Annotated in this window: 30 protein-coding genes; 22 read left to right on the forward strand and 8 right to left on the reverse strand. The window is 36.2% G+C overall.

Features of this window, described 5'->3' with window-relative positions; all coding sequences use genetic code 11:
- Positions 1–160: 160 nt before the first annotated feature.
- Both BLT95_RS04700 and BLT95_RS04705 read right to left on the reverse strand, forming a co-directional pair.
- Complete coding sequence (locus BLT95_RS04700; protein WP_089664976.1) at positions 161–964, reverse strand: lysophospholipid acyltransferase family protein; 804 nt, start codon at positions 962–964, stop codon at positions 161–163.
- A gap of 78 nt (positions 965–1,042) precedes the next feature.
- On the reverse strand, positions 1,043–1,681 hold the full coding sequence (locus BLT95_RS04705) for a CoA pyrophosphatase (RefSeq protein ID WP_089664977.1): 639 nt from the start codon (positions 1,679–1,681) through the stop codon (positions 1,043–1,045).
- On the opposite strand from BLT95_RS04705, the gene BLT95_RS04710 reads away from it, so the two are divergent.
- Complete coding sequence (locus tag BLT95_RS04710; RefSeq protein ID WP_089664978.1) at positions 1,680–2,453, forward strand: peptidylprolyl isomerase; 774 nt, start codon at positions 1,680–1,682, stop codon at positions 2,451–2,453. The two genes, BLT95_RS04705 and BLT95_RS04710, sit on opposite strands and share 2 nt — an antisense overlap.
- On the opposite strand, the gene BLT95_RS04715 is transcribed toward BLT95_RS04710, so the two are convergent.
- Positions 2,454–3,167 (reverse strand): RDD family protein, encoded by a 714-nt coding sequence (locus BLT95_RS04715; RefSeq protein WP_089664979.1) that lies wholly within the window; start codon positions 3,165–3,167, stop codon positions 2,454–2,456. It lies immediately after the preceding gene.
- Positions 3,168–3,201: 34 nt separating this feature from the next.
- On the opposite strand from BLT95_RS04715, the gene BLT95_RS04720 reads away from it, so the two are divergent.
- The 8 genes from BLT95_RS04720 to BLT95_RS04755 all read left to right on the forward strand — a co-directional run bounded on the left by BLT95_RS04720 (position 3,202) and on the right by BLT95_RS04755 (position 10,973).
- Entirely contained in the window at positions 3,202–4,176 is a 975-nt protein-coding gene (locus BLT95_RS04720; protein ID WP_089664980.1) for a stage II sporulation protein M, read from the forward strand.
- The gene (locus tag BLT95_RS04725) at positions 4,157–5,020 is read left to right on the forward strand and encodes a hypothetical protein (protein WP_089664981.1); all 864 of its coding nucleotides are present in this window, start codon (positions 4,157–4,159) and stop codon (positions 5,018–5,020) included. Before BLT95_RS04720 ends, BLT95_RS04725 begins: the two co-directional genes overlap by 20 nt.
- 2 nt (positions 5,021–5,022) lie before the next feature.
- Positions 5,023–5,784: a DUF4129 domain-containing protein gene (locus BLT95_RS04730; protein WP_089664982.1), complete on the forward strand. Its 762-nt coding sequence runs from the start codon at positions 5,023–5,025 to the stop codon at positions 5,782–5,784.
- A complete protein-coding gene (locus tag BLT95_RS04735; RefSeq protein WP_089664983.1) occupies positions 5,777–6,991 on the forward strand; it encodes a DUF4350 domain-containing protein in 1,215 nt (404 codons plus the stop codon). Before BLT95_RS04730 ends, BLT95_RS04735 begins: the two co-directional genes overlap by 8 nt.
- Positions 6,966–7,970 carry a MoxR family ATPase gene (locus tag BLT95_RS04740; protein WP_089664984.1) on the forward strand — a complete coding sequence of 335 codons (1,005 nt, stop codon included), beginning with the start codon at positions 6,966–6,968 and terminating at the stop codon, positions 7,968–7,970. The genes BLT95_RS04735 and BLT95_RS04740 overlap by 26 nt, the downstream gene beginning before the upstream one ends.
- Complete coding sequence (locus tag BLT95_RS04745; RefSeq protein ID WP_089664985.1) at positions 7,970–9,301, forward strand: DUF58 domain-containing protein; 1,332 nt, start codon at positions 7,970–7,972, stop codon at positions 9,299–9,301. The genes BLT95_RS04740 and BLT95_RS04745 overlap by 1 nt, the downstream gene beginning before the upstream one ends.
- A 97-nt stretch (positions 9,302–9,398) precedes the next feature.
- Positions 9,399–9,815, forward strand: a complete 417-nt coding sequence (locus tag BLT95_RS04750; protein ID WP_089664986.1) for a DUF2141 domain-containing protein — start codon at positions 9,399–9,401, stop codon at positions 9,813–9,815.
- A gap of 198 nt (positions 9,816–10,013) precedes the next feature.
- Positions 10,014–10,973 carry a hydrogen peroxide-inducible genes activator gene (locus BLT95_RS04755; protein WP_089664987.1) on the forward strand — a complete coding sequence of 320 codons (960 nt, stop codon included), beginning with the start codon at positions 10,014–10,016 and terminating at the stop codon, positions 10,971–10,973.
- 29 nt (positions 10,974–11,002) lie between these two features.
- Here the strand turns inward: BLT95_RS04755 and BLT95_RS04760 are convergent, their stop codons facing one another.
- The 3 genes from BLT95_RS04760 to BLT95_RS04770 form a co-directional block, all read right to left on the reverse strand.
- Positions 11,003–11,200, reverse strand: coding sequence for a hypothetical protein (locus tag BLT95_RS04760; RefSeq protein WP_089664988.1), 198 nt, complete (start codon positions 11,198–11,200; stop codon positions 11,003–11,005).
- A gap of 135 nt (positions 11,201–11,335) precedes the next feature.
- Entirely contained in the window at positions 11,336–12,136 is an 801-nt protein-coding gene (locus tag BLT95_RS04765) for a TIGR00266 family protein (protein WP_089664989.1), read from the reverse strand.
- 62 nt (positions 12,137–12,198) lie between these two features.
- On the reverse strand, positions 12,199–12,660 hold the full coding sequence (locus BLT95_RS04770) for a DUF4442 domain-containing protein (RefSeq protein ID WP_089664990.1): 462 nt from the start codon (positions 12,658–12,660) through the stop codon (positions 12,199–12,201).
- Positions 12,661–12,982: 322 nt separating this feature from the next.
- Here BLT95_RS04770 and BLT95_RS04775 point away from each other — a divergent pair, with 322 nt between their 5' ends.
- The 6 genes from BLT95_RS04775 to BLT95_RS04795 all read left to right on the forward strand — a co-directional run bounded on the left by BLT95_RS04775 (position 12,983) and on the right by BLT95_RS04795 (position 17,060).
- Complete coding sequence (locus tag BLT95_RS04775) at positions 12,983–13,519, forward strand: DUF4870 domain-containing protein (RefSeq protein WP_089664991.1); 537 nt, start codon at positions 12,983–12,985, stop codon at positions 13,517–13,519.
- Complete coding sequence (locus BLT95_RS04780) at positions 13,516–13,860, forward strand: PadR family transcriptional regulator (protein WP_089664992.1); 345 nt, start codon at positions 13,516–13,518, stop codon at positions 13,858–13,860. The genes BLT95_RS04775 and BLT95_RS04780 overlap by 4 nt, the downstream gene beginning before the upstream one ends.
- Complete coding sequence (locus tag BLT95_RS04785) at positions 13,853–15,613, forward strand: PspC domain-containing protein (RefSeq protein WP_089664993.1); 1,761 nt, start codon at positions 13,853–13,855, stop codon at positions 15,611–15,613. The genes BLT95_RS04780 and BLT95_RS04785 overlap by 8 nt, the downstream gene beginning before the upstream one ends.
- Positions 15,614–15,615: 2 nt before the next feature.
- Positions 15,616–15,771, forward strand: coding sequence for a hypothetical protein (locus BLT95_RS14295; RefSeq protein WP_157718014.1), 156 nt, complete (start codon positions 15,616–15,618; stop codon positions 15,769–15,771).
- Positions 15,772–15,838: 67 nt separating this feature from the next.
- Positions 15,839–16,681 (forward strand): DUF2807 domain-containing protein, encoded by an 843-nt coding sequence (locus BLT95_RS04790; protein ID WP_089664994.1) that lies wholly within the window; start codon positions 15,839–15,841, stop codon positions 16,679–16,681.
- A 79-nt stretch (positions 16,682–16,760) separates the two neighbouring features.
- Entirely contained in the window at positions 16,761–17,060 is a 300-nt protein-coding gene (locus BLT95_RS04795; protein ID WP_089664995.1) for a hypothetical protein, read from the forward strand.
- 134 nt (positions 17,061–17,194) lie between these two features.
- On the opposite strand, the gene trxB is transcribed toward BLT95_RS04795, so the two are convergent.
- Positions 17,195–18,187: a thioredoxin-disulfide reductase gene (trxB, locus tag BLT95_RS04800; protein ID WP_089664996.1), complete on the reverse strand. Its 993-nt coding sequence runs from the start codon at positions 18,185–18,187 to the stop codon at positions 17,195–17,197.
- A 157-nt stretch (positions 18,188–18,344) separates the two neighbouring features.
- Between trxB and BLT95_RS04805 the strand changes: the two genes are divergently transcribed.
- The 7 genes from BLT95_RS04805 (at position 18,345) to BLT95_RS04835 (ending at position 23,484) form a co-directional block, all read left to right on the forward strand.
- On the forward strand, positions 18,345–18,983 hold the full coding sequence (locus tag BLT95_RS04805; protein ID WP_089664997.1) for a trimeric intracellular cation channel family protein: 639 nt from the start codon (positions 18,345–18,347) through the stop codon (positions 18,981–18,983).
- Positions 18,984–19,045: 62 nt separating this feature from the next.
- Positions 19,046–19,756 (forward strand): LytTR family DNA-binding domain-containing protein, encoded by a 711-nt coding sequence (locus BLT95_RS04810; protein WP_089664998.1) that lies wholly within the window; start codon positions 19,046–19,048, stop codon positions 19,754–19,756.
- A gap of 164 nt (positions 19,757–19,920) precedes the next feature.
- Positions 19,921–20,685 carry a hypothetical protein gene (locus BLT95_RS04815; RefSeq protein ID WP_157718015.1) on the forward strand — a complete coding sequence of 255 codons (765 nt, stop codon included), beginning with the start codon at positions 19,921–19,923 and terminating at the stop codon, positions 20,683–20,685.
- Between the two features lie 10 nt (positions 20,686–20,695).
- Complete coding sequence (locus BLT95_RS04820) at positions 20,696–21,130, forward strand: nuclear transport factor 2 family protein (protein WP_089665000.1); 435 nt, start codon at positions 20,696–20,698, stop codon at positions 21,128–21,130.
- Between the two features lie 89 nt (positions 21,131–21,219).
- Positions 21,220–22,008 carry a hypothetical protein gene (locus tag BLT95_RS04825; RefSeq protein WP_089665001.1) on the forward strand — a complete coding sequence of 263 codons (789 nt, stop codon included), beginning with the start codon at positions 21,220–21,222 and terminating at the stop codon, positions 22,006–22,008.
- Between the two features lie 5 nt (positions 22,009–22,013).
- Complete coding sequence (locus BLT95_RS04830) at positions 22,014–22,550, forward strand: hypothetical protein (RefSeq protein WP_089665002.1); 537 nt, start codon at positions 22,014–22,016, stop codon at positions 22,548–22,550.
- A 250-nt stretch (positions 22,551–22,800) separates the two neighbouring features.
- Positions 22,801–23,484: a hypothetical protein gene (locus tag BLT95_RS04835; protein ID WP_089665003.1), complete on the forward strand. Its 684-nt coding sequence runs from the start codon at positions 22,801–22,803 to the stop codon at positions 23,482–23,484.
- A gap of 172 nt (positions 23,485–23,656) precedes the next feature.
- On the opposite strand, the gene BLT95_RS04840 is transcribed toward BLT95_RS04835, so the two are convergent.
- Positions 23,657–24,070: a DUF6691 family protein gene (locus BLT95_RS04840; protein WP_089665004.1), complete on the reverse strand. Its 414-nt coding sequence runs from the start codon at positions 24,068–24,070 to the stop codon at positions 23,657–23,659.
- Position 24,071 lies beyond the last annotated feature (1 nt).

The raw sequence follows: 24,071 nt of genomic DNA on the forward strand, positions 1-24,071 counted from the left end.
TTCAGCCTTTATAAATTATAAAGCTTCAGGCCTAGCTCCTAACTTAAAATAAAAGTATCAGTTAGTTTATGCAGGACTGAGACTGTCCAGGGCTATTCTATAATAATTTAGGAAACGATTCAGGTTTTAAAGCTTTATACTTTTCGCTGATAGCTAAATTTTAATATCCCCAGCGTCGCTGTTCATTAAGATCTTCCATAGCGTCGATCTCTTCTTTAGGGATCACCTTTAAGAATGACGAATGTTGTTCTATGGCATATTCCAGTTTATGTACAATCTCTTCAATACTTTCATTCTCATAATCTATCTCCAGTGGTTCCTTGATCTGAAAAGTTTGCAAAATACCGCGCTTCTTTATTCGCAGGCCTTTTTTATCAAAAGATCTTCTAAAACCATCGATAACTATCGGAATTACTATTGGTTTATGATTTTTAATAATATGGGCAGTTCCTTTTCTAATAGGCTTGAAAGGCTTTGTAGTTCCCTGTGGAAATGTAATTACCCAGCCATCATTCAAAGCAACACCAATATTCTCGGTGTCATTAGGATTCACTTCCCTTTTCACCTCCTGCCCTTTAGCTCTCCAGGTACGTTCTACCGTCACAGCACCCGCATAGGCCATGATCCTGGTAAGTAAGCCAGCTTTCATGGTCTCTTTCGCAGCAACATAATAGATATTCATTTTTGGCTGCCAGATGTAACCTACATTTTTAATACTATCTACCCTGCCACTAAGACTGGCATTGAAAACATGAAACATCGCTGTAACATCAGCAAAATAAGTTTGATGATTAGAAACAAAAAGCACATTGGTATCGGGAAGATTTTTGATAATTTCAGAACCTTCAATTTGAAGTTCATTAAAGCCTCTGTATCTTCTATGCGTCAAAACTCCAAAAATGCGGATCAACCACTTCTTCAGTATAAGATAATGCCCGAATGGATTCTTTTTCAATAATCCCATTGCCGATTGTTTTTTTATTTATCTGTCCTGTCTTCAGCTTTTATAGACCCGAAGGCAAATATAATAATATGCTTCAAATTATATTTTTAACAGCATCTCCCTTATTTCACTCAGCATCATCCCCGTAGCACCCCATACCACATGACCGTTTAGCTTGTAAGCAGGCACATCTATATTCGCGGCGTAAGAAGTGCTCAAATTCTCACTTATCACGTTACTTTCATCTAAAAATTCGCTGAGTTTCACTTCAAGTATCGCTTCTACCTCAGATTCCTGAGCCACCATTATAGGCGTCTTATCCATAATTCCCAGATATGGCTGAACCCAAAAATTGGAAGGTGGAATATATAATCTTGTAAGTTTCTTTAAAACTTTGATTTCAGTTCTGGGAATTCCAATCTCTTCTTCTGTTTCCCTTAAAGCGGTATCTTCCAGGTTTCTATCTGAAAACTCTACCCTGCCTCCAGGAAAACCAACCTGATTAGAATGAACTCCTTTATAGGTTTTTCGTAAGATCAATACAAGCCTGGTATTAGTATCATTCCCCGGGTAAAAAACTGCCATCACTCCGGCTTCCTGAGGATCTCTTTTAGACATATCTATCTTATCCAGTTCATTAATTCTAATAAGCGGAGCTAGTTTTCTATGCGCCTCTTCCCCTGGAAGCGGCATTTTTTTTAACTTTGAAATCCTGTTTTTAAAAATTTCGAATTCCATGTTTAGAAATCTTTCTTTAATTTCAATTTTTTTATTTCTCTTTTTTGCAAGTTGTGAAGATAAGGAAACTTCATCAGAAAAAACTAAGACAAAGACTGCAGAAGAACTTAAAGCGCAGCGACAAAAGGATTCTATTCAGCAAGCCAGAGATAGCATTTTTGAAATGCGAAAAAGGGAACTTGCTGAAGAAAATAAAAGAACGAAAATTGAAGACAATCCTATGTTCCCAATAGCGCAGGAACAGTTAATGCCCACGCTGACCGAATATGGAAAAAAGAATCCTGAAAATAAGGTAAGGATCAAGACTAAATTTGGAAATATAGATATCCAGCTCTATATGGATACCCCGTTACATAGAGCTAATTTTATCATGCTGGTTAAAAATGGATATTTCAATAATACATTCTTCCACAGGGTTGCGCCAGGCTTTGTGATACAGGGAGGAAATGCAGATAATCAACTTACAGCCAGAAGCCGTGGTGATGTGGGAAATTATCTAATCCCAAGTGAATTTGATGCAGGTCATAAACATACTTATGGAGCTTTTTCAGCAGCTAAATACGCCGAGCAGAATGTAAGCAAAGCTTCTTCACCATTTGAGTTCTTCATTGTAATGGACAAAGGTGGTACTCCTCATTTAAATAACGATCATACGGTGTTTGGCAGGGTTATTCGTGGCATGAATGTCGCTGAAAAAATTGCTCAGGTTAAGACCGGTGATTCTGAATGGCCTATTGATAATGTTGAAATGGATATTGAAATTCTTAAATAATTACTGCCTGGTAAAATAATTATAATCTTTGATCACTCGCTGAATAAATTCCATAGGGTTCTCATCAAACTGAACATCCATTAATTGCGCGACCTTTTCGCTAAGGGAAAGAATAATATGATGCTGCCCGCCTATTCTGGCATCATTATATAGGTTTTTAATTTCCTGAATATCATGATCACTTAAAACCGTTACCTGGGTATACTTCGGTTGGTAGTCATCAGGAAGATCTATCCCAAGCGTATTATGAATACTTACTTTCTTTTTTTCAGAAATAACGGTAGTTCCCGCAGCAATATCGCCCAAACGCTGGCCTTTTCCGTTCAAAAGAATGCTTACAACAGCGATACCACCACTGGAAAGACTTATATCTATGATTCTTAATAACCACCTTACCAAATAATTGGAGAACTGAGGTCTCGAGCCGTCTTTTTTTACCACTCTAATTTGTAGTAGTGCCTTCCCCGGAGACTGGCCATCCCAAAAAGTTTCCCAAAGTAGATTATATAGAAATGGTGGTAAGCCCAGTACCAGATAATACATCATTTCACTGGTATTATCACCACTTATACCTGCCATTAACAGGGCAGCCAGAATTACATATAACACGATGATGGCCATATCTACTATGAAAGCAAGGATCCTGTCGCCTATTCCCGCTGCATTCTGTTCTATACTAATATTTTGAGCGGTTTCAATTTGAAAATTATCCATTAAATATGTTACTTTGATCTTTATTCAAAACACAATGCGCGAGGCTGCTTTTGTAAGGCAAAATAAAGATAAATGGGTTAAGTACGAAAGGCTCCTGCAAAATAATAGGAATCTTTCTCCCGAGCGGCTTTCAAATATTTACGTAGAACTAAGTGACGATCTTAGCTACTCAAAAACCTTCTATCCAAAAAGCAATACAACCAGGTATCTCAATGGTTTGGCATCAGGAATTCATCAAAGGGTTTATAAGTCCAAAAAAGAATCTGGAAACAGATTTATTACTTTTTTTACGAAAGAATTTCCCTCCCAGTTTCATAAACATCAAAAGCAGTTATTATTAAGCTTTTTGATATTTACAGTGTTTTGTGTGGTTGGAGCCTACAGTTCTGCTACGGATGCGGCATTTGTAAGATCTATTATGGGTGACGCCTATGTGAACATGACGCTGGAAAATATTGAGAATAACGACCCGATGGCCGTGTATAAAAAAGCATCTGAAACAGATATGTTTCTGGGGATCACCATAAACAATATTAAAGTTTCTTTAATGGCATTCTCTCTTGGTGTGCTTGCAGGATTGGGAACTGTTTTCCTCTTAATGCAAAATGCGGTCATGCTGGGAAGTTTTCAGTTCTTCTTTTATGACAAAGGTTTGCTATGGGAGTCGGCAAGAACTATCTGGATACATGGGACCATAGAAATTTCAGTTATTATTGTCGCCGGTTGCGCGGGACTTGTGGTAGGGAAAAGCATCTTATTTCCTGGAACTTATTCCAGGCTTAAGTCTTTCACTATGGGAATTAAAGACGGGTTAAAGATCGTGATAAGCACTATTCCATTTTTTATCATTGCTGGATTTCTCGAAGGTTTTGTTACAAGGATCACTTCGATGCCAGACTGGTTAGCGATATTGATCATTTTTACTTCTTTAGCATTGATATTGTTTTATTATGTTTACTACCCATTACATCTATTAAAAAAATCATCTAATGAATCAGGAATTTATTGAGTTTAAAAAGCAGCGGGAGCTGGGAGAAATATTGAGTATCACCTTTAAATTTCTTCGTGAAAACTATAAGGCTGCAGGTAAGATATTTTTAAAGCTGGTTGGCCCTGCTTTTATACTTTTAATCGCTGCGGTAACCTACTATGCCTGGTCTACCCTGGGAGTTACCTTTATTTCAGGTGCAGGACTCAATACCTCAGAATTTATTATTTCCGGAGGGCTTTTAATGCTGGCTTACCTTCTCTATATTACGTCGATGACGGGAACGGTGTATCACATCATTCTATCTTATATCAATAATCGTGGAGCAATTATTTCTTCTGAAGTAGCCGCAGGTATGAAAAGTGACTTCGGAAAGATTTTACTGGTTACCGTGATTTCATGGGTTCTTATTTTCGCCGGAACCATGCTTTTTATTATTCCGGGAATTTATGTAGCCATTCCTGTAAGCCTGGCAACAGCAATTTTAGTTTTCCGAAGAAATGGCGCGATAGATAGTATCTCTGAATCATTTCAACTGGTCAAAGATCACTGGTGGAGCACTTTCGCAACACTTTTTTGTATTGGGGTCATCGTGTATTTAATAAGCCTGGTATTTCAACTGCCTGCGATCTTTTACTTCATGTTTAGAGCATTCGTCTCAGCAGCTGAAGGTAGCGCCTCTGGTAACTTACAAGATATGTTTGGAACGGGATATATTATTATAAACGTTATTACATCTATTCTTCAATATCTTATTTACAGTATTACCCCTATTGGAGTCGCATTTGTTTATTTCAACCTGAATGAAAAACAACATTATACCGGTACTTACGAAACAATTCAGAACCTGGGAAACAATCATTAGTCTTGAAAAAGAGGTTTTTAATCATTCTTTTATTTTTATCCTTCGGAACCTTTTATCCACAGGATGCAGATTCCTTGACTGAGATCAGGGAAATACAATATGATAAAATCTCAAAACAGAGTCCTGTAGATCTCGACGAAAAGAAAATCGAAGAGTATCAATCTGAAAAAGAGTTCAGTTATATAAATACAGTTGAAAAAGATACCTGGTGGACGCGGTTCAAAAAATGGATTAATGCAAAATACAATCAGGTCATAAACTGGTTATTTGGAGATTATAAAGCAAATGGCATCATGGCTGCTATCATTGCAGTGATCCCAATATTATTGATCCTTACACTACTTGGGCTTGTAGCCTGGCTATTTTCAAGATTAAATCCGGGAGGAAAAATTCTTCAGAAACCTAAAACCAGTGAGGTTTTTCTTTCTGAGGAAGAAGAGTTGGTCAAAAACGAAGATCTTCCGGCTCTAATGAAAGAAGCTATTCAAAAAGGGCAATTTAGGCTTGCGGTGCGTTATTATTATTTACAGGAATTACGTAAACTGGACGAACTTGAGCTTATTCATTATGAATATCAAAAAACCAATAGGGATTATTCTAATGAGATAAAGAACCCAATAATAAAGGCACAATTTTCTAATATCACCAAGCTTTATGAGTTTATATGGTATGGAAGTTTTCAGGTTTCTGAATCAGATTTTAGACTAGCAGAAAAAGGATTTATTAGAATGGAAGATTCTTTAAAAAATCTGAGCCATGAATAAAACCTATAAAATTGCTTTTGGTTTATTTCTTTTATTGATCATTTCCCTGGCCTGGCTTGAGAGCTCTGAACCTGAACCTGTAAACTGGACACCGAGTTATACAAGATCAGACAAAATTCCGCTTGGTTCTTATATATTTTATGAAAGCTGGAAACAAATTGATCCGGAAAAGATCAGGGAGATCAAAATTCCTCCTTATGAATATTTAAATAAAGTTCCAGAAAATGGCACGTATTTCTTTCTGAACAATTACGTGAATTTTGATGAAGATGAACTAGAGGATATTCTAAGCTGGGTATCCAATGGCAATACCCTGTTTATTTCAGCCTACAACTTTGGAGAAAAGCTGGAAGATACTCTTAAAGTAGAATTGTCATCTTTTATTAGTGCCGATGGATTTAAATCCAGACCTGCGCTTAACCTGGTAAATTCAAATTTGAAGTTTGAAGAGGCATTGGAATTTGATCAGGACCTCCCGGCGGTATACTTTGAAAAGATCGATACTACCACACAAGTTGTACTTGGCACTTCCTCTTTTGGCGAAAAAGATGCAGACAATAAAATTAACTTTTTAAAGACAGACTTTGGAAAAGGCCAGATATTCCTGCATTCTGCCCCGCAGGCATTTAGTAATTATTTTCTGCTGAAAAATAAAAATTACCAGTATAGTGAGGCTTTACTATCTTATCTCTCCAATAATAATATTCTCTGGGATTCGTATTATAAGTCTGGAAAAGGCTTTTTTACGTCTCCTCTATATATTCTTTTAAATAATCGTCCGTTAAAATGGGCTTATTATTTTGTGATCATCGCTGCGATCCTATTTATTCTTTTTGAAGGCAAGCGTAAACAAAGATCAATTCCTGTAGTGGAACCACTTCAGAATAAATCTTTTGAATTTACCCAAACGATGTCTCAATTATATATTGAACAAAAGAAATATCACGAACTCGGGCTTAAAAAGATCTCCCTTTTAATGGAGTTCATTAGAAACTCCTATAGATTAGATCCTTCAACTATTAACGAAGAATTTTACCGTGATCTGGCTGAAAAAAGTGAAAACAGTATAGAAACAACAAAAAGGCTTTTTAAAATGATCTTTAATTTTCAAAAGAATAATGAAAATGGCAAGGTCGAATTTTTTGAATTGAGCCAAAGCATAAATACCTTTAAAACACATAATGGAAAAACAGGAAGCAAATCATAATAAGGAAGAACTAAAATTCGAAAACAGAATTCCGCTTGAAGGACTCAAAGAGGCTGTAGAAGGTTTAAAAAACCAGCTTTCAAAAGTTATTGTCGGGCAGGATCATTTTGTAGAACTTTTGATCGTTGGCTTGTTATCTAATGGTCATGTGCTCATTGAAGGTGTTCCGGGAGTAGCTAAAACCATCACCGCAAAACTTTTCGCGAAATGTTTAAAAACAGATTTTAGCAGAATCCAGTTTACTCCAGACCTTATGCCCAGTGATGTTCTTGGAACTTCTATTTTCAACAACAAAACTTCTGAATTTGAATTTAAGAAGGGGCCTGTTTTTTCAAATATCATTCTTATAGATGAAATCAACAGGGCTCCGGCTAAAACGCAGGCCGCTCTTTTTGAGGTGATGGAAGAAAGACAGGTAACCATGGATGGAGAATTATACAAAATGGAGGCTCCTTTTATGGTACTGGCCACTCAAAATCCTATAGAACAGGAAGGTACTTATGCGCTGCCAGAAGCTCAGCTTGATAGGTTCTTATTCAAAATTGAGGTGGGCTACCCAAAACTTGAAGACGAAGTTAAAATTCTACAAACCCATCACAATAGAAAGGGTAAACTTCCTGAAACTGAGGTGGAAGCTGTTCTTGATCCGCATAAGATTGAAGAACTGAGGGATCAAATTCATGAGATCATTATTGAAGAAAAACTTTTGAATTATATCGCTGAACTAATCCATAAAACCAGGAATCATCCGCATTTATATTTGGGCGCGAGTCCAAGAGCTTCTATTGGTGTAATGAATGCTGCCAAGTCTTTTGCAGCGGTGAACGGTCGTGATTTTGTAATCCCGGAAGATATCAAAAACTCTTTAAAGCCGGTGCTGGCACATCGTTTTATCCTTTCCCCAGACAGGGAAATGGAAGGGATGACCGCTGGAAGCGTAATAGATATGATCACACAATCTGTAGAAATCCCTCGATAGTGCTAAAATTCATCAGATCATTATATTTTGGAAAAAGGCTGTTTTATGCTTTATTTGGCATATCTCTGCTTTTTCTTATTTCTTTTTGGTTTGAACCTTTATACAGTATTACCTGGATTATCACCTCGGTTTTAGGGGTCCTGGTATTTACAGATGTGGTAACACTTTACAGCAGATCCCTGATAAGCGCTGACAGGATTTTACCTGAAAAATTCTCTAATTCAGATGAAAATATTGTTGAAATAAGCATTCTTAATAAACATGTTTTTAAGGTTTATGCAGAGATAATTGATGAAATTCCCGTACAATTTCAAAAGAGAGATTTTTTAAAATCGTTAAAGCTTCCAGCCCATAAAAAAAATAGATTTAATTATTTGCTGAAACCTCTTAAGCGTGGCGAATATATCTTCGGAAACCTGAACATCTATATTTCCACTTTTTTAAAACTTGCCAAAAGGAGATATATCTTTAATAAAGATCAAATGGTCAAGGTCTATCCATCATTCATTCAGATGAAAAAACTGGATTTTATGGCGCTGGATCAAAAAATCGATCTTCATGGTATTAAGCGTATTCGTAGGATTGGGCATACCATGGAGTTTGAACAGATCAAGGAGTATGTAAGAGGTGATGATGTGAGAACGATCAACTGGAAGGCGACTGCCAAAAATAATCACCTTATGGTGAATCAATTTCAGGATGAACGTTCACAGCCGGTATATTCCATTATTGATTGTGGTCGCATGATGAAAATGCCTTTTGAAGGACTAAGCTTACTGGATTACGCGATTAACAGTTCTCTTGCATTTTCAAACGTCGCTTTAAAGAAAAAGGATAAAGTTGGAATGCTATCATTCTCCAATAAAATAGATAACCTACAGAAGGCAAGTTCAAAACTGAGTCAGCTAAACCGACTCATGGAAGCTTTATATAATGTGAACACAGGTTTTTTCGATAGTGATTTCAGTCTTTTATATTCAAGACTAAAAAAGCAGATTACCCACAGAAGTCTTTTAATGCTCTATACTAATTTTGAGCACATGTCTGCTTTACAGCGGCAATTACCTTATTTAAAAGCCATTGCTAAAAATCATTTACTCGTAGTCATCTTTTTTGAAAATACTGAAATGACTAAACTTACTCATTTAACTCCTGTGAATGTTAGTGAAAGTGCTCATCAAACCATCGCTGAACAGTTTGTACATAACAAGCTTTTGATGTCTAAAGAATTACAAAGACATGGCATACAGACTTTGTTAACTCCCCCTAAAGATCTGAGCATAAACGCCATAAATAAATACCTCGAAATAAAAGCGAGAGGACTGCTATAGAACAATTCGGTTTCAATATTCTACAGTTCGGTTAAAAGATTTTCTATAGAATAGGTTTTAGCTATAAGTTTGATTTATAATCAAAAACTAGATCATTATGAAGACAATCGCCGTAATAGTAGCCATGTTATTAGGAACTCTTATGCATGGGCAAATAGAAAAAACAGGAAATATCAGCGCCTCTGTTATCAATGTAAGTGGTACGGAGGGTAATGTGAAATTCGGACTTTATTCTGTGGAAACCTTTATGAAAGCAGAGCCAAATTTCTCCGCAATAGGGAAAATTATAGAGGGTAAAGCGAATGTGACATTTAAAAATGTACCCGAGGGTACTTATGCCGTTCTGGTAATGCACGATAAGAACGATAACAATCAAATGGATTTTGATAGCAATGGGATGCCTTTAGAAAGTTATGGTTCCAGCGGAAACTCCATTTCGTATGGCCCGCCAGTCTGGGATGAATCTAAATTTAATTTTGACGGAGACGAACTGGCCATAGAAATTCAGTTTTAATTTATATCATCAAGAGATGCTGAAATACATAAATTTTCAGGAGCCATTCATCAATCAGATTTCGTTCAGCTTAATACTCATTTCAAGATAATCATCAAACCTTCTTTATTAAGAAGGTTTTTTGCATAGATAAAACAAAGTTAAATCTTATTTTAAATAAGAAAAACTTATACCTTTGTAGTTGCAAAACCTGTTTATATGACAATTACCCAACTTCATTATGTACTTGCAGTGGCAGAACATAAGAACTTCACAAAGGCAGCTCAGAAAGTTTTTGTAACTCAACCAACATTGAGCATGCAAATTCAAAAATTAGAAGAAGAGCTTGAAGTTACGATTTTCGATAGAACCAAAAAGCCAATTCAGCTCACTGAAGTTGGTCAGAAAATCGTACAACAGGCAAGGAATATTGTAAATGAGAGTGACAGGATCCAGGATATAGTAGATCAACAAAAAGGTTTTATTGGAGGTATTTTCAGGCTTGGGGTAATTCCTACGATCATGCCTACGCTGTTACCTATGTTTATTGGTAGTTTCATGAAGAAATATCCAAAGGTAAAATTGAAAATTGAAGAATTACATACAGAAGCTATTCTCGAAAAACTCAAGGAAGGGCATCTGGATGCCGCTATTGCGGCGACTCCACTGGAAATTGAAGGTATTAAAGAGAATGTTCTATATTATGAGCCTTTTGTTCCATATATCCCAAATAGTGAAGATACAGGTAGTTCTGCTAAAATAAATATAGAAGATCTTGATATCAATGATATGCTTCTTCTTGAGGACGGGCACTGCTTTAAAGATGGAATTATAAATCTTTGCAAAGCTTCCAGAGATTATGATGGTGATCAGCTTCAGTTAGAGAGCGGAAGTTTTGAAACACTTATAAAGCTCGCGAACGAAGGAATGGGAATGACGCTTCTGCCATACTTGCATACCTTAGACCTGAAAGAATCTGAAAAAAAGAATCTAAAAATGTTCAAAGACCCCGTTCCGGCAAGAGAAGTGAGTCTTATATACAATCGCAGTGAATTAAAAATGCAGATCATCGATGCCATTCGTTCTACGATTGCAGGAGTGGTGAAAGGGGCAATAACCTTCCAGAATGTAAAGATCATAAGCCCTCTTAGCAAAAAGAAAGAGTTTCAGAATAACTAAAGAAAAACGGCCTCTCAGGCCGTTTCCTTTTAACTATTTAAATAGATTAAACATTGATTTAGTTCAGGGTTCTGCTTGGTCAAAGAGATGATCCACAATTTTAATTCCTCAATTTCATGAGGAAGCAAACGTTGAATCGCTTTTTGAACTTCTTTGCAGAACAAATTTGCATCAAAACTCACCTTATCAAGTATAGTCTTGGTGTATTCAAACATCGCTCTCGCCATAATTTGAAATGGTTTAAGTTAAAGTTAGGTTGATAAAAAAAATGAGTAGAGTTATTATATAGGCAGTTGTTTTATTGGTCGTCTCAATATAGTAAATTCTTTGAATTTTAACAATTGTTTTACTTCTTTTTAGATTTAAAACCTGTTATCTCCACTAATAACATCTCCTAATCCTCCAAGAATACTGCCTTCCCCTTTATCTTTTCCTCCGCCTTGAGGAGCCGCCTGATGAATTCTACTTGCAAGTCTGCTAAATGGCAGTGATTGTATATATACCGTTCCTGGCCCCGTCAAAGTTGCAAAAAACAGGCCTTCACCCCCAAACAGGGTGTTTCTTATTCCGCCTACAAATTCAATGTCATAATCTACCGTTTGAGTGAATCCAATGATACAACCAGTATCTACCTTTAACTTTTCTCCAGCCTGTAATTCTTTTTCGGCCATGGTTCCTCCAGAATGGACAAAAGCCATCCCATCCCCTTCTACTTTTTGCATGATAAAACCTTCTCCGCCAAAAAATCCACGTCCTAATTTTTTACTGAATTCAATACCTATAGAGACTCCTTTGGCAGCACATAAAAATGCATCTTTCTGGCAGATGAATTTCCCGTTAAATCTTGTCAAATCAATAGGGATCACCTTTCCCGGATAAGGTGATGCAAAGCTTATTTTTTTCTTACCGCTAATTTCATTGGAGAAAATGGTCATAAAAAGACTTTCACCTGTGAGCAAACGCTTTCCAGCACCCAATACTTTCCCCAAAAAACCTTCATTCTGCTTAGATCCATCTCCAAAAATAGTATCCATCTTAATACCATCGTCCATCATCATAAAGTTTCCGGCTTCAGCGATCACGGCTTCCTGTGGATCTAATTCAAGTTCTACATATTGCATTTCTTCGCCGTAAATATGATAGTCTATTTCGTGTGCGTTCATTTTTAAAATATTTTGATTGATGATTTATAATTCTATTTATAGGTAGAATAAAATAGAATATGTTACTTCTTTGACTTTAGTTTAACAGTCCATTCAAATTCAAAAACCGAAACTTCCACTCCTTCTTCATTAAGTCCAATGGCTTTCATCCAGAAAGTTTGGCCTTCCCCGGTTTCGATCGTTTTCTGTAGTGCATCATTTACCTTATCACCATCGTAGCACGAAAATCTAATCTTTCCTTTTGCCTTTTTAGAAAAAGTGGCGTTGTTCTTTGCTACCAACATGGATATTTTTTGATTAGACTCCTGAATTTTATCCATTACCAATGCCCCCGTACTTAGTTCTGCTGCCATCCCCTGCACCGCCCAGTACATAGAATTAAAAGGATTTTGATTTATCCACCGATGCGTTACACTTACTACGCACTCGGTCTGGTCTATATGTTTCACTCTTACCCCACACAACCAGGCACTTGGTAATTTCAACATTAAAAAAGAGTTCAGTTTGGAAGGTGAAAGCTTCATTTATAAAGGTTTTGATTGATTTTCAATAAAAATAGGAAATAACTTCGAGTCTTCAACTCTTAATTATTTGTTAAATTTTAGTACTTTGTTTTGCATAATACCTTCTTTTAGACATATATTTGTATAAGATTATAATAGGTTTTAAATCATCAAATTACAATCATCATGAAAAATTCAACTAAACATCAGTCATTTACATTCTCAAAAGGAGAGGCAGTATTAATCACAAGAACTCAAATTTATGTGGCCGTAGCTTTTATATACGTCTACTTTCTAACAACAATATTTTTATAAACCACTATAAAACTAAAACATTATTAAAATGACTAACGAAAACGTCAATCAAAATAGAACCCTGGCTACCGTACTTCATCTATCGGTATTCACGAAATACTTCATACCACTTGGGAACTTTATTTTTCCCATGCTGTTATGGCTCTCCAAAAAACAGGATCCATTTGTAGATCATCATGGAAGGAATGCTTTAAACTTTCAAATAAGCACCTTTCTATACGCCATCTTTATTGTAGCCGTGGGAGCCGCAAGCTTTTTATATTTCGGTATGAAGTTTACTATTGGAGAACCTCTGTTTTTTGAACAGGATTCGTTTGTAATAGACGAGTTTTCTGATGCCCTGCCTTTCATCATCACTATAGGCATTTTAGGGATATTATTATTAGGTCTTTTCGTACTGGAACTCTTTGCAGTCATCAATGCAAGTATCAAGGCCAGTGAAGGGGAACTATACAATTATCCACTAACCATCAATTTTTTAAGTTCGGAAAAACCGGACGAACAAAATCATCAAAATCAATCAAGAAATGAACAGTTTAATGACACCCAAAAACAAACACTATGAAGATTGAAAACACCAAAGCCCAGATGCGTAAGGGTGTGTTAGAATATTGCATTCTCTCGGTTCTCCGGGATGAAGATGCCTACGTGGCAGAGATTCTGGACACACTCAAAGACGCTAAGTTGTTGGTCGTGGAAGGCACCATTTATCCATTACTAACCAGGCTAAAAAACGCCGGACTCCTCAATTATCGTTGGGAAGAATCTACTAGTGGGCCGCCAAGAAAATATTACGGACTCACTGAAACAGGAAAAATATTTCTTAGGGAACTAACCGGTACCTGGGAAGAACTGCAATCTGCAGTTAACATCGTAACCACTCAAAAAAAGAAGAACCATGAATAAGACAGTAAATATAAATCTTGCCGGCATTTTCTTTCATATAGATGAGGATGCATATGCCAGACTACAGCGTTATCTGGAGGCAATCAGGCATTCCTTTTCAAACACGCAGGGTCGTGATGAGATCATCTCAGATATCGAGGCTCGTATTGCTGAATTATTCAGTGAAAAAAGGAAAGACGACCGTCAGGTAATCAGCATCAAAGAAGTTGAAGAAGTCATCACCATTATGGGGCAACCTGAGGATTATATGGTAGATGAAGAAATTTTTGAAGACGAACCTAAACGAACAAAATCTACCAAAACGGTTGGGAAACAGTTATTTAGAGATACTGAAAATGGTCATGTGGGAGGTGTTTCTTCTGGACTTGGTCATTATCTTGGAATAGAAGCGATTTGGGTACGCTTATTATGGGTATTACTCACCATTTTCTCAAGCGGGGCCTTTATCCTTATATATATTGCTTTCTGGATCTTTGTGCCGGAAGCCAAAACCACTGCCGATAAATTGGCAATGCGCGGAGAGGAGGTAACCGTCAGCAATATCGAGAAAAAGATACGTGAGGGTTTTCATGATGTTTCAGAGAGTATGAAAAATGTAGATTATGGTAAATACGGTAAAAAAGCCAGCGCCGGAGCTACCTCAGCTGCTACAACCCTTGGTGATATCATCAAGTTCTGTCTGAAACTATTTGTAAAGTTCATTGGAATTCTATTATTACTAATCGCAGGAACCACTTTAATTGGCTTATTTGTTGGTTTATTCGCCGTAGGAACATTTGGAATTGTAGAGGCTCCATGGACAGATTATATAGACATGGTGAACAGCGGGGCTCCAATTTGGGTAATTTCATTACTTGCTTTTTTTGCCGTTGGGATTCCATTTTTCTTCATGTTCGTATTAGGCTTGAAAATTCTGGTAAAGAACCTGAGATCTATAGGACGAATTGCATTATTAACCCTGCTTGGAGTTTGGCTAATCTCTATTATTGGTTTGACCATTATAGGTATAAGCCAGGCGACCAACAGAGCTTTTGATGGAGAAACAGCTACTACAGAGAAACTTAATATTACTCCACAGGATACGCTTTTCCTGAGAATGCGAAGTAATCCCGAGTATTCCAGTAGTATACATAGAGATTCAGACTTTAGAGTGAAGTACGATGAAAACAATAACCGAATCTTATACGGTAGAGATATTAGGTTAATTGTAAAGTCAACTAAAGACTCTGTAGGTTCTATAAAGATCGAAAAATCTGCTGAAGGGAAAAACTTCAGGGATGCTAAAGAGAGAGCTGAGAATATTAATTATTCCACCAGTTTAATAGGAAACGAGCTCTTACTAGATGGTTATTTAACCTCAGACTCAAAATATGGTTACCGTGATCAGGAAGTACAGGTGACACTGTTTCTTCCTGAAGGAACCACACTTTATGCAGATGATAACACCTACTCATTTCACAGTAATCAGGAATATTACGGAGATATCTTAGAAAATGGACAGGAAGGACACTTTCTGAAAATTATTGATGGAGAAACCATTTGTGAAGATTGTCCTGCAGATACCTGGGATAGTGATGACGATACCTGGGATGAGGATGAAAACGACTGGAATACGTCAGATGATTTTAACGGTAGAATAAACGTTAATGGGGAAGAAATGAATATCCGTATAAATGAGGAAGGTATAGAAGTGAACGATAATAAGGTAAAACGTATAAAGATAGACAGTAACGGAATTGAGATAAACAACTAATCATGAGTACGCTAATCAACCTGGTAATAAGTTTCATCATGGGTGTTCTATTTGGACACCAAATGGAAGAACCTAAAACCGCTCATATCGAGTTAAAAAAACAATCTATTGAGATCTTTCAGCAACTCGAATCCAGGCAACAAATTCTGGAATGCTGATCCTTTAAAGAATAAAGGCCTCCAATCGGAGGCTTTTTCTATATTTGATAAATTATAAAATTGATATATGATAAAAAAATTACCTTTAATTCTACTCGTGGTATTATTTTCCTGTAAAGCTCAGGACAAAGTGAAAGGAAGTAGAAATGTAAAAACCGAACAGCATAATCTTACATCCTTCCACTCTATTCAGGCGAAAGGAGAATTTCAAATCGGAATTTTAAAAGGATCCAGGCCATTGATAGAGATCAAAGCAGATGATAACATTCATGATCTTATTCAAACCGAAGTTATAGACGGCATTCTTTATATAAAACCTATCAAAGAATTAAGCAGGACAAAATCGCAGGAGTTGAAAATTACATTTTCAGATACTTTGAAAAATATTCTTATTTCGGGAAAAGTAGAACTGGAATCATTGCAAGACCTGTATGTTGGAGATTTTCAATTAGAAACAAGACAGGATTCCAAAGCTTTTCTCACCTTAACAGCCGGGACTTTTAATTTGGTTCAGAACGATGATTCAAAAACTGAACTGAACCTTACCGCTTCAGAGGTAGTTTATCAATTAAACCAGTCTTCAAAAGTAGAAGCTCTTGTAAATACGCCCTCTTTCAAAGTTGATATCTACGAAAAAGCTTCCGCCAGAATAGATGGTGAAATCCAGGAATTCATTATTAGAGCCGATCAATCTTCAAAATTTGACGGTGAGAACTTAACTTCTATAAAAACCAATGTGCTAGCGCAGGGAAATTCTGAAATAAAATTAAATGTTACTGATAGCCTCGAGGTAAGAGCCAATGGCAAAAGTGATATTGAAGTTTTTAATAATCCAAAGATCGACCTAATCGAGTTTAAAGATGAAGCGGTGATCTCCAAAAAAGAATTTAGTAAAGGGCTGTTTAAATAGTCTAACTGCTAAAGTTTTCAAAATAAAATTATGATCATTGCCGAATTAGCTAGTTTTACCTGAAATTAAATCAACGGATATGAAATATTTATTTAAAAGTGGTTTATTACTATTAGCGTTTTCAGTAAGTCTTGTTTCCTGTAGAAATGAAGATGATGATAGCGAAAAGACCGAAGTTGAAAGACTTATGGCCGACCCAAATAATAAAGTGGAAGTAAAGGATGGAGGTGATAAAATCAAGATTGAAACCGCAGACGGCGATGAAATCAAGATCAAAAAAGATGAAGGTGAATACAAGAAGAAAGTAGACAGAGCTGATGGCAGCGAAACTAAAGTTAAAGTAGATGACGGTGAGGTAAAAGTAAAGACAGATAACTAAAACTGTTATGTCATTCTGAATTTTTTTTAGCTTTTCTCAAGGATCCAGAAATATACTTTTGGTGACAATGACTAAAACTTTTAAAGCATAAAAAATCCCGCGAGTGCGGGATTTTTCAATTAATGATCAAACTTCTAGACTGTTTCAGGTCTGGTTTGAGGTCTCTGAATATCTTCTTCAGTTTCTATTTCAGCAAGATAACGCTCTGCATCCAAAGCTGCCATGCAACCTGTTCCTGCAGCAGTAACCGCCTGTCTATAGATCTTATCCTGAACATCTCCAGACGCAAAAACTCCTGGAATATTAGTTTTAGTAGATTTAGCTTGAGTAATAACATACCCGGTATCGTCCATATCTAACCAGTCTTTAAAAATATCGGTATTTGGTTTATGACCAATGGCAACAAAGAATCCGGTAATTGGAATTTCTTCTTTCTCCCCCGTCTGGTTATTCACCATACGTAAGCCTTCCACCACTTGTTCACCAAGAATCTCATCAACTTCAGTATTATACCTAAGGTCTATATTTTTAGTGTTTTCTACTCTATGCTGCATGGCTTTTGAAGCTTTCATATAGTCCTTACGAACCAGCATAGTCACTTTTTTACAGATATTGGCAAGATAGGTAGCTTCTTCTGCAGCGGTATCTCCCCCACCAACAATTGCCACATCCTGACCTTTATAGAAGAAACCGTCACAAACAGCACATGCAGAAACGCCTCCGCCTCTCAATTTCTGTTCGCTTGGTAAGCCTAAATATTTTGCAGTAGCTCCGGTAGATATGATTACAGACTCAGCTTCTATCCATTTATTATTATCTACACAGGCCTTATGGATCCCACCAACTTCTCTGGAGAATTCAACCTCAGTGATCATCCCTATTCTTACTTCAGTTCCAAACCTCTCGGCCTGCTCCTGAAGATCCATCATCATCTTGGGACCATCAATACCTTGAGGATAACCAGGGAAGTTATCTACTTCAGTTGTTGTAGTTAACTGCCCTCCAGGTTCCATTCCTGTATACATCAAAGGTTTAAGATCAGCACGGGAAGCATATATGGCTGCGGTATATCCCGCAGGTCCCGAACCTATAATTAAACATTTTACTCTTTCTATTTTTTCATTCATTGTCCTTAATTTTCACTTGGTATAAAAGTAGGTAGTTTGGTTTAAAACTTACACCTATTGTTATCAATATCCTCTATTTGTTAATAAACCAAAAAATAAAGTCGGAAATCTGGCCGGCTTTCAACAAATTTAAAAGATAAAATTACCTTTGCCAAGTATGGAATTAAGTTTGTTTACTATACTGGATATTCTGGGAACCATTGCATTTGCCATTTCCGGAGCGCTTTCTGCGATGAACCGCAGACTGGATCTCTTTGGAATTTTTATTATTGCCTTTGTTACTGCGATTGGCGGTGGAACCGTTCGTGATATTCTTATAGGGAGCACACCGGTAATGTGGATGGAGAATATCATTTATATCTATCTCATTGGAGCTGTAACTATACTGGCCATTATCTTCCGTAATAAATTGAATTATCTTAAAAAATCCCTTTTCTTATTTGATACTATTGGTCTTGGGGTCTTCACCATTACTGGGGTTGAAACCGGAATACAAAATAATCTCGACCCTATAGTCTCTGTAGCTCTTGGCGCTATGACGGGAACTTTTGGAGGTGTGATACGTGATATTCTATGTAATGAAATTCCTGTTATTTTTAGAAAGGAAATTTACGCCACTGCATGTTTAATTGGTGCCCTTGCTTATGTGACGCTTTACGATCTTGGTATGGATGCAGATATAATTTATATCGTGACTTCTCTCACGGTTATCAGTATCAGGCTTATCGTAGTGAAATATCATATCACCCTACCCTCGTTCTACCCAACTTCTCCAAAAAGCTCAAAAATCAGGTAAAACACCACTACTTGTCTTGTTACCAATAGTTTAAGTATATTTATAGTAATTAAATTTACTCGATGTATAAACAGGCAAAAATTATTATTGTTGAAAATGATATTCCTATGGCTGCAAAATTATCTTTACAGCTAAATAAATTGGGATACCATATATCTGGAATCTTTTCCAGAGCAACAGACGCCTTGAATTACATAGAGCAGGAAGTGCCAGATGTTATTCTTCTTGAAAATCAATTAAAGGGGCAGCTAAACGGTATAGAATCTAACTCCAACCCAATAGATCAATTTTCGCCTGTAGTGTATTTCAATAAAAATAAAACCGAAACGCTCCAGAATTTTCTTTCAGGTAAACTTAAAAATCGAAAAGAGATTTTAAAAAAAGAGATTGCCCAATCTCTAGAACATTTTAGAACGAAAAATAGAAAAAAGAACAGAAAAAAATTAACACAATCCATACTAAAGGACAGAATATTTGTTCGGCATCATGATAGAATGGTCAAAATCTCTCTCGAGGATATTCATTATATAGAGGCTGACAGGAATTACTGTAAAGTCTACGCTAAAAATAAAAAATTTCTGCTGGTTTCTACCTTAAAAGAAGTGAACGATAAGCTAAGGAACAAGCATTTTCTAAGAATACATCGTTCTTACATTGTTAACATTTCGCATATCGATGAAATTGGCGGAAATCACGTGGTGATCTCCTCCCATTCACTTCCGTTAAGTAAAAATATGAGGCCCGAGCTTTTTAAACATTTGCAGGTTATATAATTTTCTTATCCTTCAATTTTTTTTCAGTTCTACAGCGAATTAAAAGTCCCTGATAAATATTTCTATCACTTCGGAAAATTTTTAAGCAGGCTCGTCCTATATCCCGTTTTCATAACGAGGTTACTTCCTAAATTCAGTAAAAATTAACCAAAAAATTACACCCGATGAATTCAATTAAAACAAATTGCGTCTCCCTTATGCTCATTTTTTTGATCAGCATGTTAACCAGGGCCCAGGACGATCGCTATCAAATGTACGTGGTTCATGAAGATCACGTAAAAGAAGGCATGATGGATAAACATCAGGAAAACGATAGGAATTTGTTAAAAGCGGCAAAAGAGCATCAAATGAAAGATATGAGCTGGCTCACTTTTGTGGCAGACGATAATCGCGTCATGTATCTTTCTCCAATAAAAAGTATGGCTGAGCTGGATAAAAATCCGTTTGAAGATCTACAAAAGAAAATGGGCAAAGAAGCTTTTGATAATTTATTTAATAGTTACAACGGTACTTATTCTAAACACGGAGATTATATTCTCCGGATGGATAATGAACTTTCTTATATGCCTAACGGAATGACTACCACTCCCCAGGATGAGAACTATAGAGAACTTCACTTTTATCATATTCCACCCGGAAATTCTAAGAAAGCTGAAGAATATGCCAGATCAGTAAAAGAAATGTATACCAATAAGAATTCTAAAGTTCACTACAGGCTTTACAAAAGCGGATTTGGAAATATGGGATCCTACTATATGGTTGCCGTCTCTGCTAAAAGTGCAGAAGATATGGAGCAGAAAAGGAATGAAAATATGCAGTTGCTTGGAGAAGAAGGAAAAAAGATGTTTGAAGATCTAAAAAATGATTTTTCAGACCAGGAAGTGGTTACAGGTTATATAAAACCAGAACTATCTTATCTAAACAATTAAACGGTACCACATGAGAAATTTAATCTTAATTGTATTCAGCATGGTATTCGTTACCAGCACCTTTCTTGCTCAGTCTTCCAATCAGGATCTAAACAATTTGAGAGAATCCTATATTAAAGCGCTAAAGAATTCAGATACCAATGCCATTTTAAAAGTCTATTCCAAAGATGCCACCATACATCACGTTGATGGTACTATGCTTACAGGAGCTAAAGAAATAAAAGCTTTTTACGATGAATTCTTCAAATCCTCAAAAGCAAGTATTCAATTTGAAAATATATCTGAAGATGAACTTACACAAGATGTAATGTTTTACCACGATAAAGTGTTCTTGCGTATTGAGGGTGAAGAAGAAATACGAAACATTGAAGTAGTTAATATCGCTAAAAAACTTGATGGCAAATGGAGAGTCATTAAAAGCTATCGATGGCCAAAGCCAAAATAGATCTACCTTAAAATGAAAAATAGTAACCAATTTCTTCATTTCTTACCTACACTGCTTAGTTAACTATCAATAACTCTAAAAACTTTATTATGCAATTAAAAAGTAAGATTACCAGTATTATACTCTGTTTCATTCTAGCGATAACTGCAGCAGCTCAGGAAGAAAAGAACAGAGCATTCTGGGTACACGAGGACCAGGTAAAACCATCTATGATGATGGAATATGAAAAGGCATCCAAAGATCTCGTTTCAGCATGCAAGGATAATAATGTTAAGGATATACAGTGGTCTGTTGCATCGATGGATGATGGCACCTATTTGTCTATTACTCCAATTGAGAATCTCAGTGATATTCAGGATATGGATTTTAATGATCTGAAAGAAAAGGTGGGAGAAGAGTCATTTAATAAAATGTTTGAGAATTTTAATAAATGTTATGATAACCATGGAGATTACGTGACCATTTTAGTTCCATCCCTTTCTTATATGCCAGATGGTCTAACCACCAACACCCCGGGACAGGATTATCGTGTTTGGCATAGAATGGATGTTTCCCCGGCGAATATGCAAAAACTCCAGGCTAAAATGAAAGAGTTGAAGAGCCTGTTCGCTTCTAAAAAATCTAAAATGCACTATCGCATCTATAAAAGTGGATTTGGTAATGTGGGTGACTATTATGTAGCTGTTATTTCAGCTAAAGATGCTATGGATTATGATACCAAAAGCGTGGAAAATGATAAGTTATTAGGGGAAGAGGGTCAGAAACTATTTAGCGATATGTTCAATTATGTAGATGCTTATAGTGTAAAGCGTGGTGGCATGAGACCAGATCTTAGCTATTCAGCAGTTAATGAAATTGCAAATACTTCTAAAGAATAATTATTATGAAAAATTTCTGGTTCATATTCTTCATCGCTTTTATGATCATATCCTGTAGTGATGTGAAAAAGCATGACGATAAAGTAAGGTATACTCAAAATTCTGAGGAAATTAATACCATGAAGGCAGCTTTTGATGATTATGAAAAATCAAACTGGAATGCCATGAAAAAGCATTATGCTGATACTGCTCAAATATTTCACAATAGTAAAGACGGAAAAAAGATCGACGAAATTGTCCAGAGTCACAAGGAAGAATTATCTGCGCTTTCAAGTTACGGTTTTGTAGATGCTGAGGATGAATATGAAATGGTACTTACAGATAATGGTGATACCTGGGTAAATTTTTGGGGGGACTGGCAAGCTACTCTTTCTGGCTCCAATGAAGAGGTTACAATTCCGATACATTTAACGGCTCAATTTATAGATGGTAAAATTGTAAGGGAACATGCATATTGGGATAATGCCATTATGATGATGGCTATGCAACAAATAGACACCAACAGTGCTAAACAGGATTCTATTAGTGCTCCGTCCAACTAAATTCTATTTATTAAAGTAGTTGAGATTACGGAAAGTTTTAGAGTTATAAAAAATTTACTGGATAATGGTTACACAATTAAAGTCTCTCTGGCCAATTTATCCAAAAGCGATTGATATGAATATATCTAAACTGAATGGTATAAATAATAATACTCCTCTAAACAAGATATAAGCATAGATTAAATTCAAAAGTCTTCTAGTAAAACTATGGAAAATTTAGTCGGTCTTAAATAACTAATTATTAAACATTATGAAAACATTCAAAATATCAGTTTATGCAATTCTTATTTTCATTTTGTCTAATGTGAATATATACGCTCAGGATGCTGCCAAAGTAGATCCGAAACATTATAAGGTGGAATTCGAAAATGAAGAAGTGAGAGTGTTACGTATAAATTATGCTCCGGGAGAAGAATCGGTGATGCACAGTCACCCGGAAGGAGTTGCTATATTCATGACAGATTCCAAGGGAAAAATGAAAATGAAAGGTGGAGACGATTTTGTCATGGATGAAGAAGCCGGAACCATCATGTGGACAGACTATACAGAGCATCAACCCAGTAATGCGAGTGACCAGCCTTTTGAAGTTATTCAAATAGAACTTAAAAAAAGCACAAATGCAGCCAATAATAAAAGTCTGCATTTATTTAAACTTCCGGAAGGTGTAAGCGAAAAGCAATTGAACGATTTTCTTAAAGAAATGAATAAAGCGATTAGCGAAGAAGGTTTTCCAGATGCCGGTTATCATTTATATAAGACTACTGGTAATAATGATGAGTATTCATATTTTCTGGAAGGCGTTTGGCCAGATTCGGCTGCCTACGACAAAATCCATGAATCTGAAAAATGGAAAGCTGCTGCTGAGAAAGGTAAAGAGATGTTTGAAAAAATACAGGCACAGGAATTATACCTAAAGGCGGAAAAAGTAAACTAAAACTGGTAAATCAAATAATAAGAAAAGAGGCTGTCTAAAAAGTTAAGAAGACGTCATCCTGAATTTAATTCAGGATCTTAACTAATTGAAAATCAAAATCGGTTAGAAGCTGAATCAAATTCAGTTTGACGAAATAAGGACTTTTTAGAAAGCTTCTTTTTTATATCTCATATTAGTGAGGCAATTTGTTCCTCAATAAGCCATACACAAAAGTTCCCAGAATAGTCGCAAGAAAAACAACAATTACTGATACGTAACCGGCTCCTATAAGGGTATAAATGGGTCCCGGACACGCACCAGCCAATGCCCAGCCAAGTCCAAAAATAATTCCTCCATACATATACCTGCTGAAGCTTTTATTTTTGGGCTCAAATTTAATCTCTTCACCGTGGATGTCTTTTGTTTTCCTCTTTTTAATGAGCTGAATCCCCAGAACTCCAATCACCAATGCTGAACCTATAATTCCGTACATATGAAAAGCCTGGAACTGAAACATTTCGTATATTCTAAACCAGGAAGCTGCTTCCGATTTAAACATTACGATCCCGAAAAATATACCTATAACTAAATATCCTATTACTCTCATT

It is taken from the genome of Gramella sp. MAR_2010_147 (genome assembly GCF_900105135.1).
Lineage (GTDB): Bacteria > Bacteroidota > Bacteroidia > Flavobacteriales > Flavobacteriaceae > Christiangramia.

What these genes read in the sequence shown, in the direction of transcription:
- BLT95_RS04710 (WP_089664978.1), top strand. Translation starts at nt 1,680, where the DNA reads ATGTTTAGAAATCTTTCTTTAATTTCAATTTTTTTATTTCTCTTTTTT.
- BLT95_RS04775 (WP_089664991.1), top strand. Translation starts at nt 12,983, where the DNA reads ATGACTAACGAAAACGTCAATCAAAATAGAACCCTGGCTACCGTACTT.
- BLT95_RS04810 (WP_089664998.1), top strand. Translation starts at nt 19,046, where the DNA reads ATGTATAAACAGGCAAAAATTATTATTGTTGAAAATGATATTCCTATG.
- BLT95_RS04715 (WP_089664979.1), bottom strand. Translation starts at nt 3,167, where the DNA reads ATGGATAATTTTCAAATTGAAACCGCTCAAAATATTAGTATAGAACAG.
- BLT95_RS04805 (WP_089664997.1), top strand. Translation starts at nt 18,345, where the DNA reads ATGGAATTAAGTTTGTTTACTATACTGGATATTCTGGGAACCATTGCA.
- BLT95_RS04720 (WP_089664980.1), top strand. Translation starts at nt 3,202, where the DNA reads ATGCGCGAGGCTGCTTTTGTAAGGCAAAATAAAGATAAATGGGTTAAG.
- BLT95_RS04760 (WP_089664988.1), bottom strand. Translation starts at nt 11,200, where the DNA reads ATGGCGAGAGCGATGTTTGAATACACCAAGACTATACTTGATAAGGTG.
- BLT95_RS04795 (WP_089664995.1), top strand. Translation starts at nt 16,761, where the DNA reads ATGAAATATTTATTTAAAAGTGGTTTATTACTATTAGCGTTTTCAGTA.
- BLT95_RS04825 (WP_089665001.1), top strand. Translation starts at nt 21,220, where the DNA reads ATGCAATTAAAAAGTAAGATTACCAGTATTATACTCTGTTTCATTCTA.
- BLT95_RS04750 (WP_089664986.1), top strand. Translation starts at nt 9,399, where the DNA reads ATGAAGACAATCGCCGTAATAGTAGCCATGTTATTAGGAACTCTTATG.
- BLT95_RS04765 (WP_089664989.1), bottom strand. Translation starts at nt 12,136, where the DNA reads ATGAACGCACACGAAATAGACTATCATATTTACGGCGAAGAAATGCAA.
- BLT95_RS04780 (WP_089664992.1), top strand. Translation starts at nt 13,516, where the DNA reads ATGAAGATTGAAAACACCAAAGCCCAGATGCGTAAGGGTGTGTTAGAA.
- BLT95_RS04835 (WP_089665003.1), top strand. Translation starts at nt 22,801, where the DNA reads ATGAAAACATTCAAAATATCAGTTTATGCAATTCTTATTTTCATTTTG.
- BLT95_RS04815 (WP_157718015.1), top strand. Translation starts at nt 19,921, where the DNA reads ATGAATTCAATTAAAACAAATTGCGTCTCCCTTATGCTCATTTTTTTG.
- BLT95_RS04735 (WP_089664983.1), top strand. Translation starts at nt 5,777, where the DNA reads ATGAATAAAACCTATAAAATTGCTTTTGGTTTATTTCTTTTATTGATC.
- BLT95_RS04790 (WP_089664994.1), top strand. Translation starts at nt 15,839, where the DNA reads ATGATAAAAAAATTACCTTTAATTCTACTCGTGGTATTATTTTCCTGT.
- BLT95_RS04705 (WP_089664977.1), bottom strand. Translation starts at nt 1,681, where the DNA reads ATGGAATTCGAAATTTTTAAAAACAGGATTTCAAAGTTAAAAAAAATG.
- BLT95_RS04725 (WP_089664981.1), top strand. Translation starts at nt 4,157, where the DNA reads ATGAATCAGGAATTTATTGAGTTTAAAAAGCAGCGGGAGCTGGGAGAA.
- BLT95_RS04830 (WP_089665002.1), top strand. Translation starts at nt 22,014, where the DNA reads ATGAAAAATTTCTGGTTCATATTCTTCATCGCTTTTATGATCATATCC.
- BLT95_RS04700 (WP_089664976.1), bottom strand. Translation starts at nt 964, where the DNA reads ATGGGATTATTGAAAAAGAATCCATTCGGGCATTATCTTATACTGAAG.
- BLT95_RS04755 (WP_089664987.1), top strand. Translation starts at nt 10,014, where the DNA reads ATGACAATTACCCAACTTCATTATGTACTTGCAGTGGCAGAACATAAG.
- BLT95_RS04770 (WP_089664990.1), bottom strand. Translation starts at nt 12,660, where the DNA reads ATGAAGCTTTCACCTTCCAAACTGAACTCTTTTTTAATGTTGAAATTA.
- BLT95_RS04785 (WP_089664993.1), top strand. Translation starts at nt 13,853, where the DNA reads ATGAATAAGACAGTAAATATAAATCTTGCCGGCATTTTCTTTCATATA.
- trxB (WP_089664996.1), bottom strand. Translation starts at nt 18,187, where the DNA reads ATGAATGAAAAAATAGAAAGAGTAAAATGTTTAATTATAGGTTCGGGA.
- BLT95_RS14295 (WP_157718014.1), top strand. Translation starts at nt 15,616, where the DNA reads ATGAGTACGCTAATCAACCTGGTAATAAGTTTCATCATGGGTGTTCTA.
- BLT95_RS04840 (WP_089665004.1), bottom strand. Translation starts at nt 24,070, where the DNA reads ATGAGAGTAATAGGATATTTAGTTATAGGTATATTTTTCGGGATCGTA.
- BLT95_RS04820 (WP_089665000.1), top strand. Translation starts at nt 20,696, where the DNA reads ATGAGAAATTTAATCTTAATTGTATTCAGCATGGTATTCGTTACCAGC.
- BLT95_RS04740 (WP_089664984.1), top strand. Translation starts at nt 6,966, where the DNA reads ATGGAAAAACAGGAAGCAAATCATAATAAGGAAGAACTAAAATTCGAA.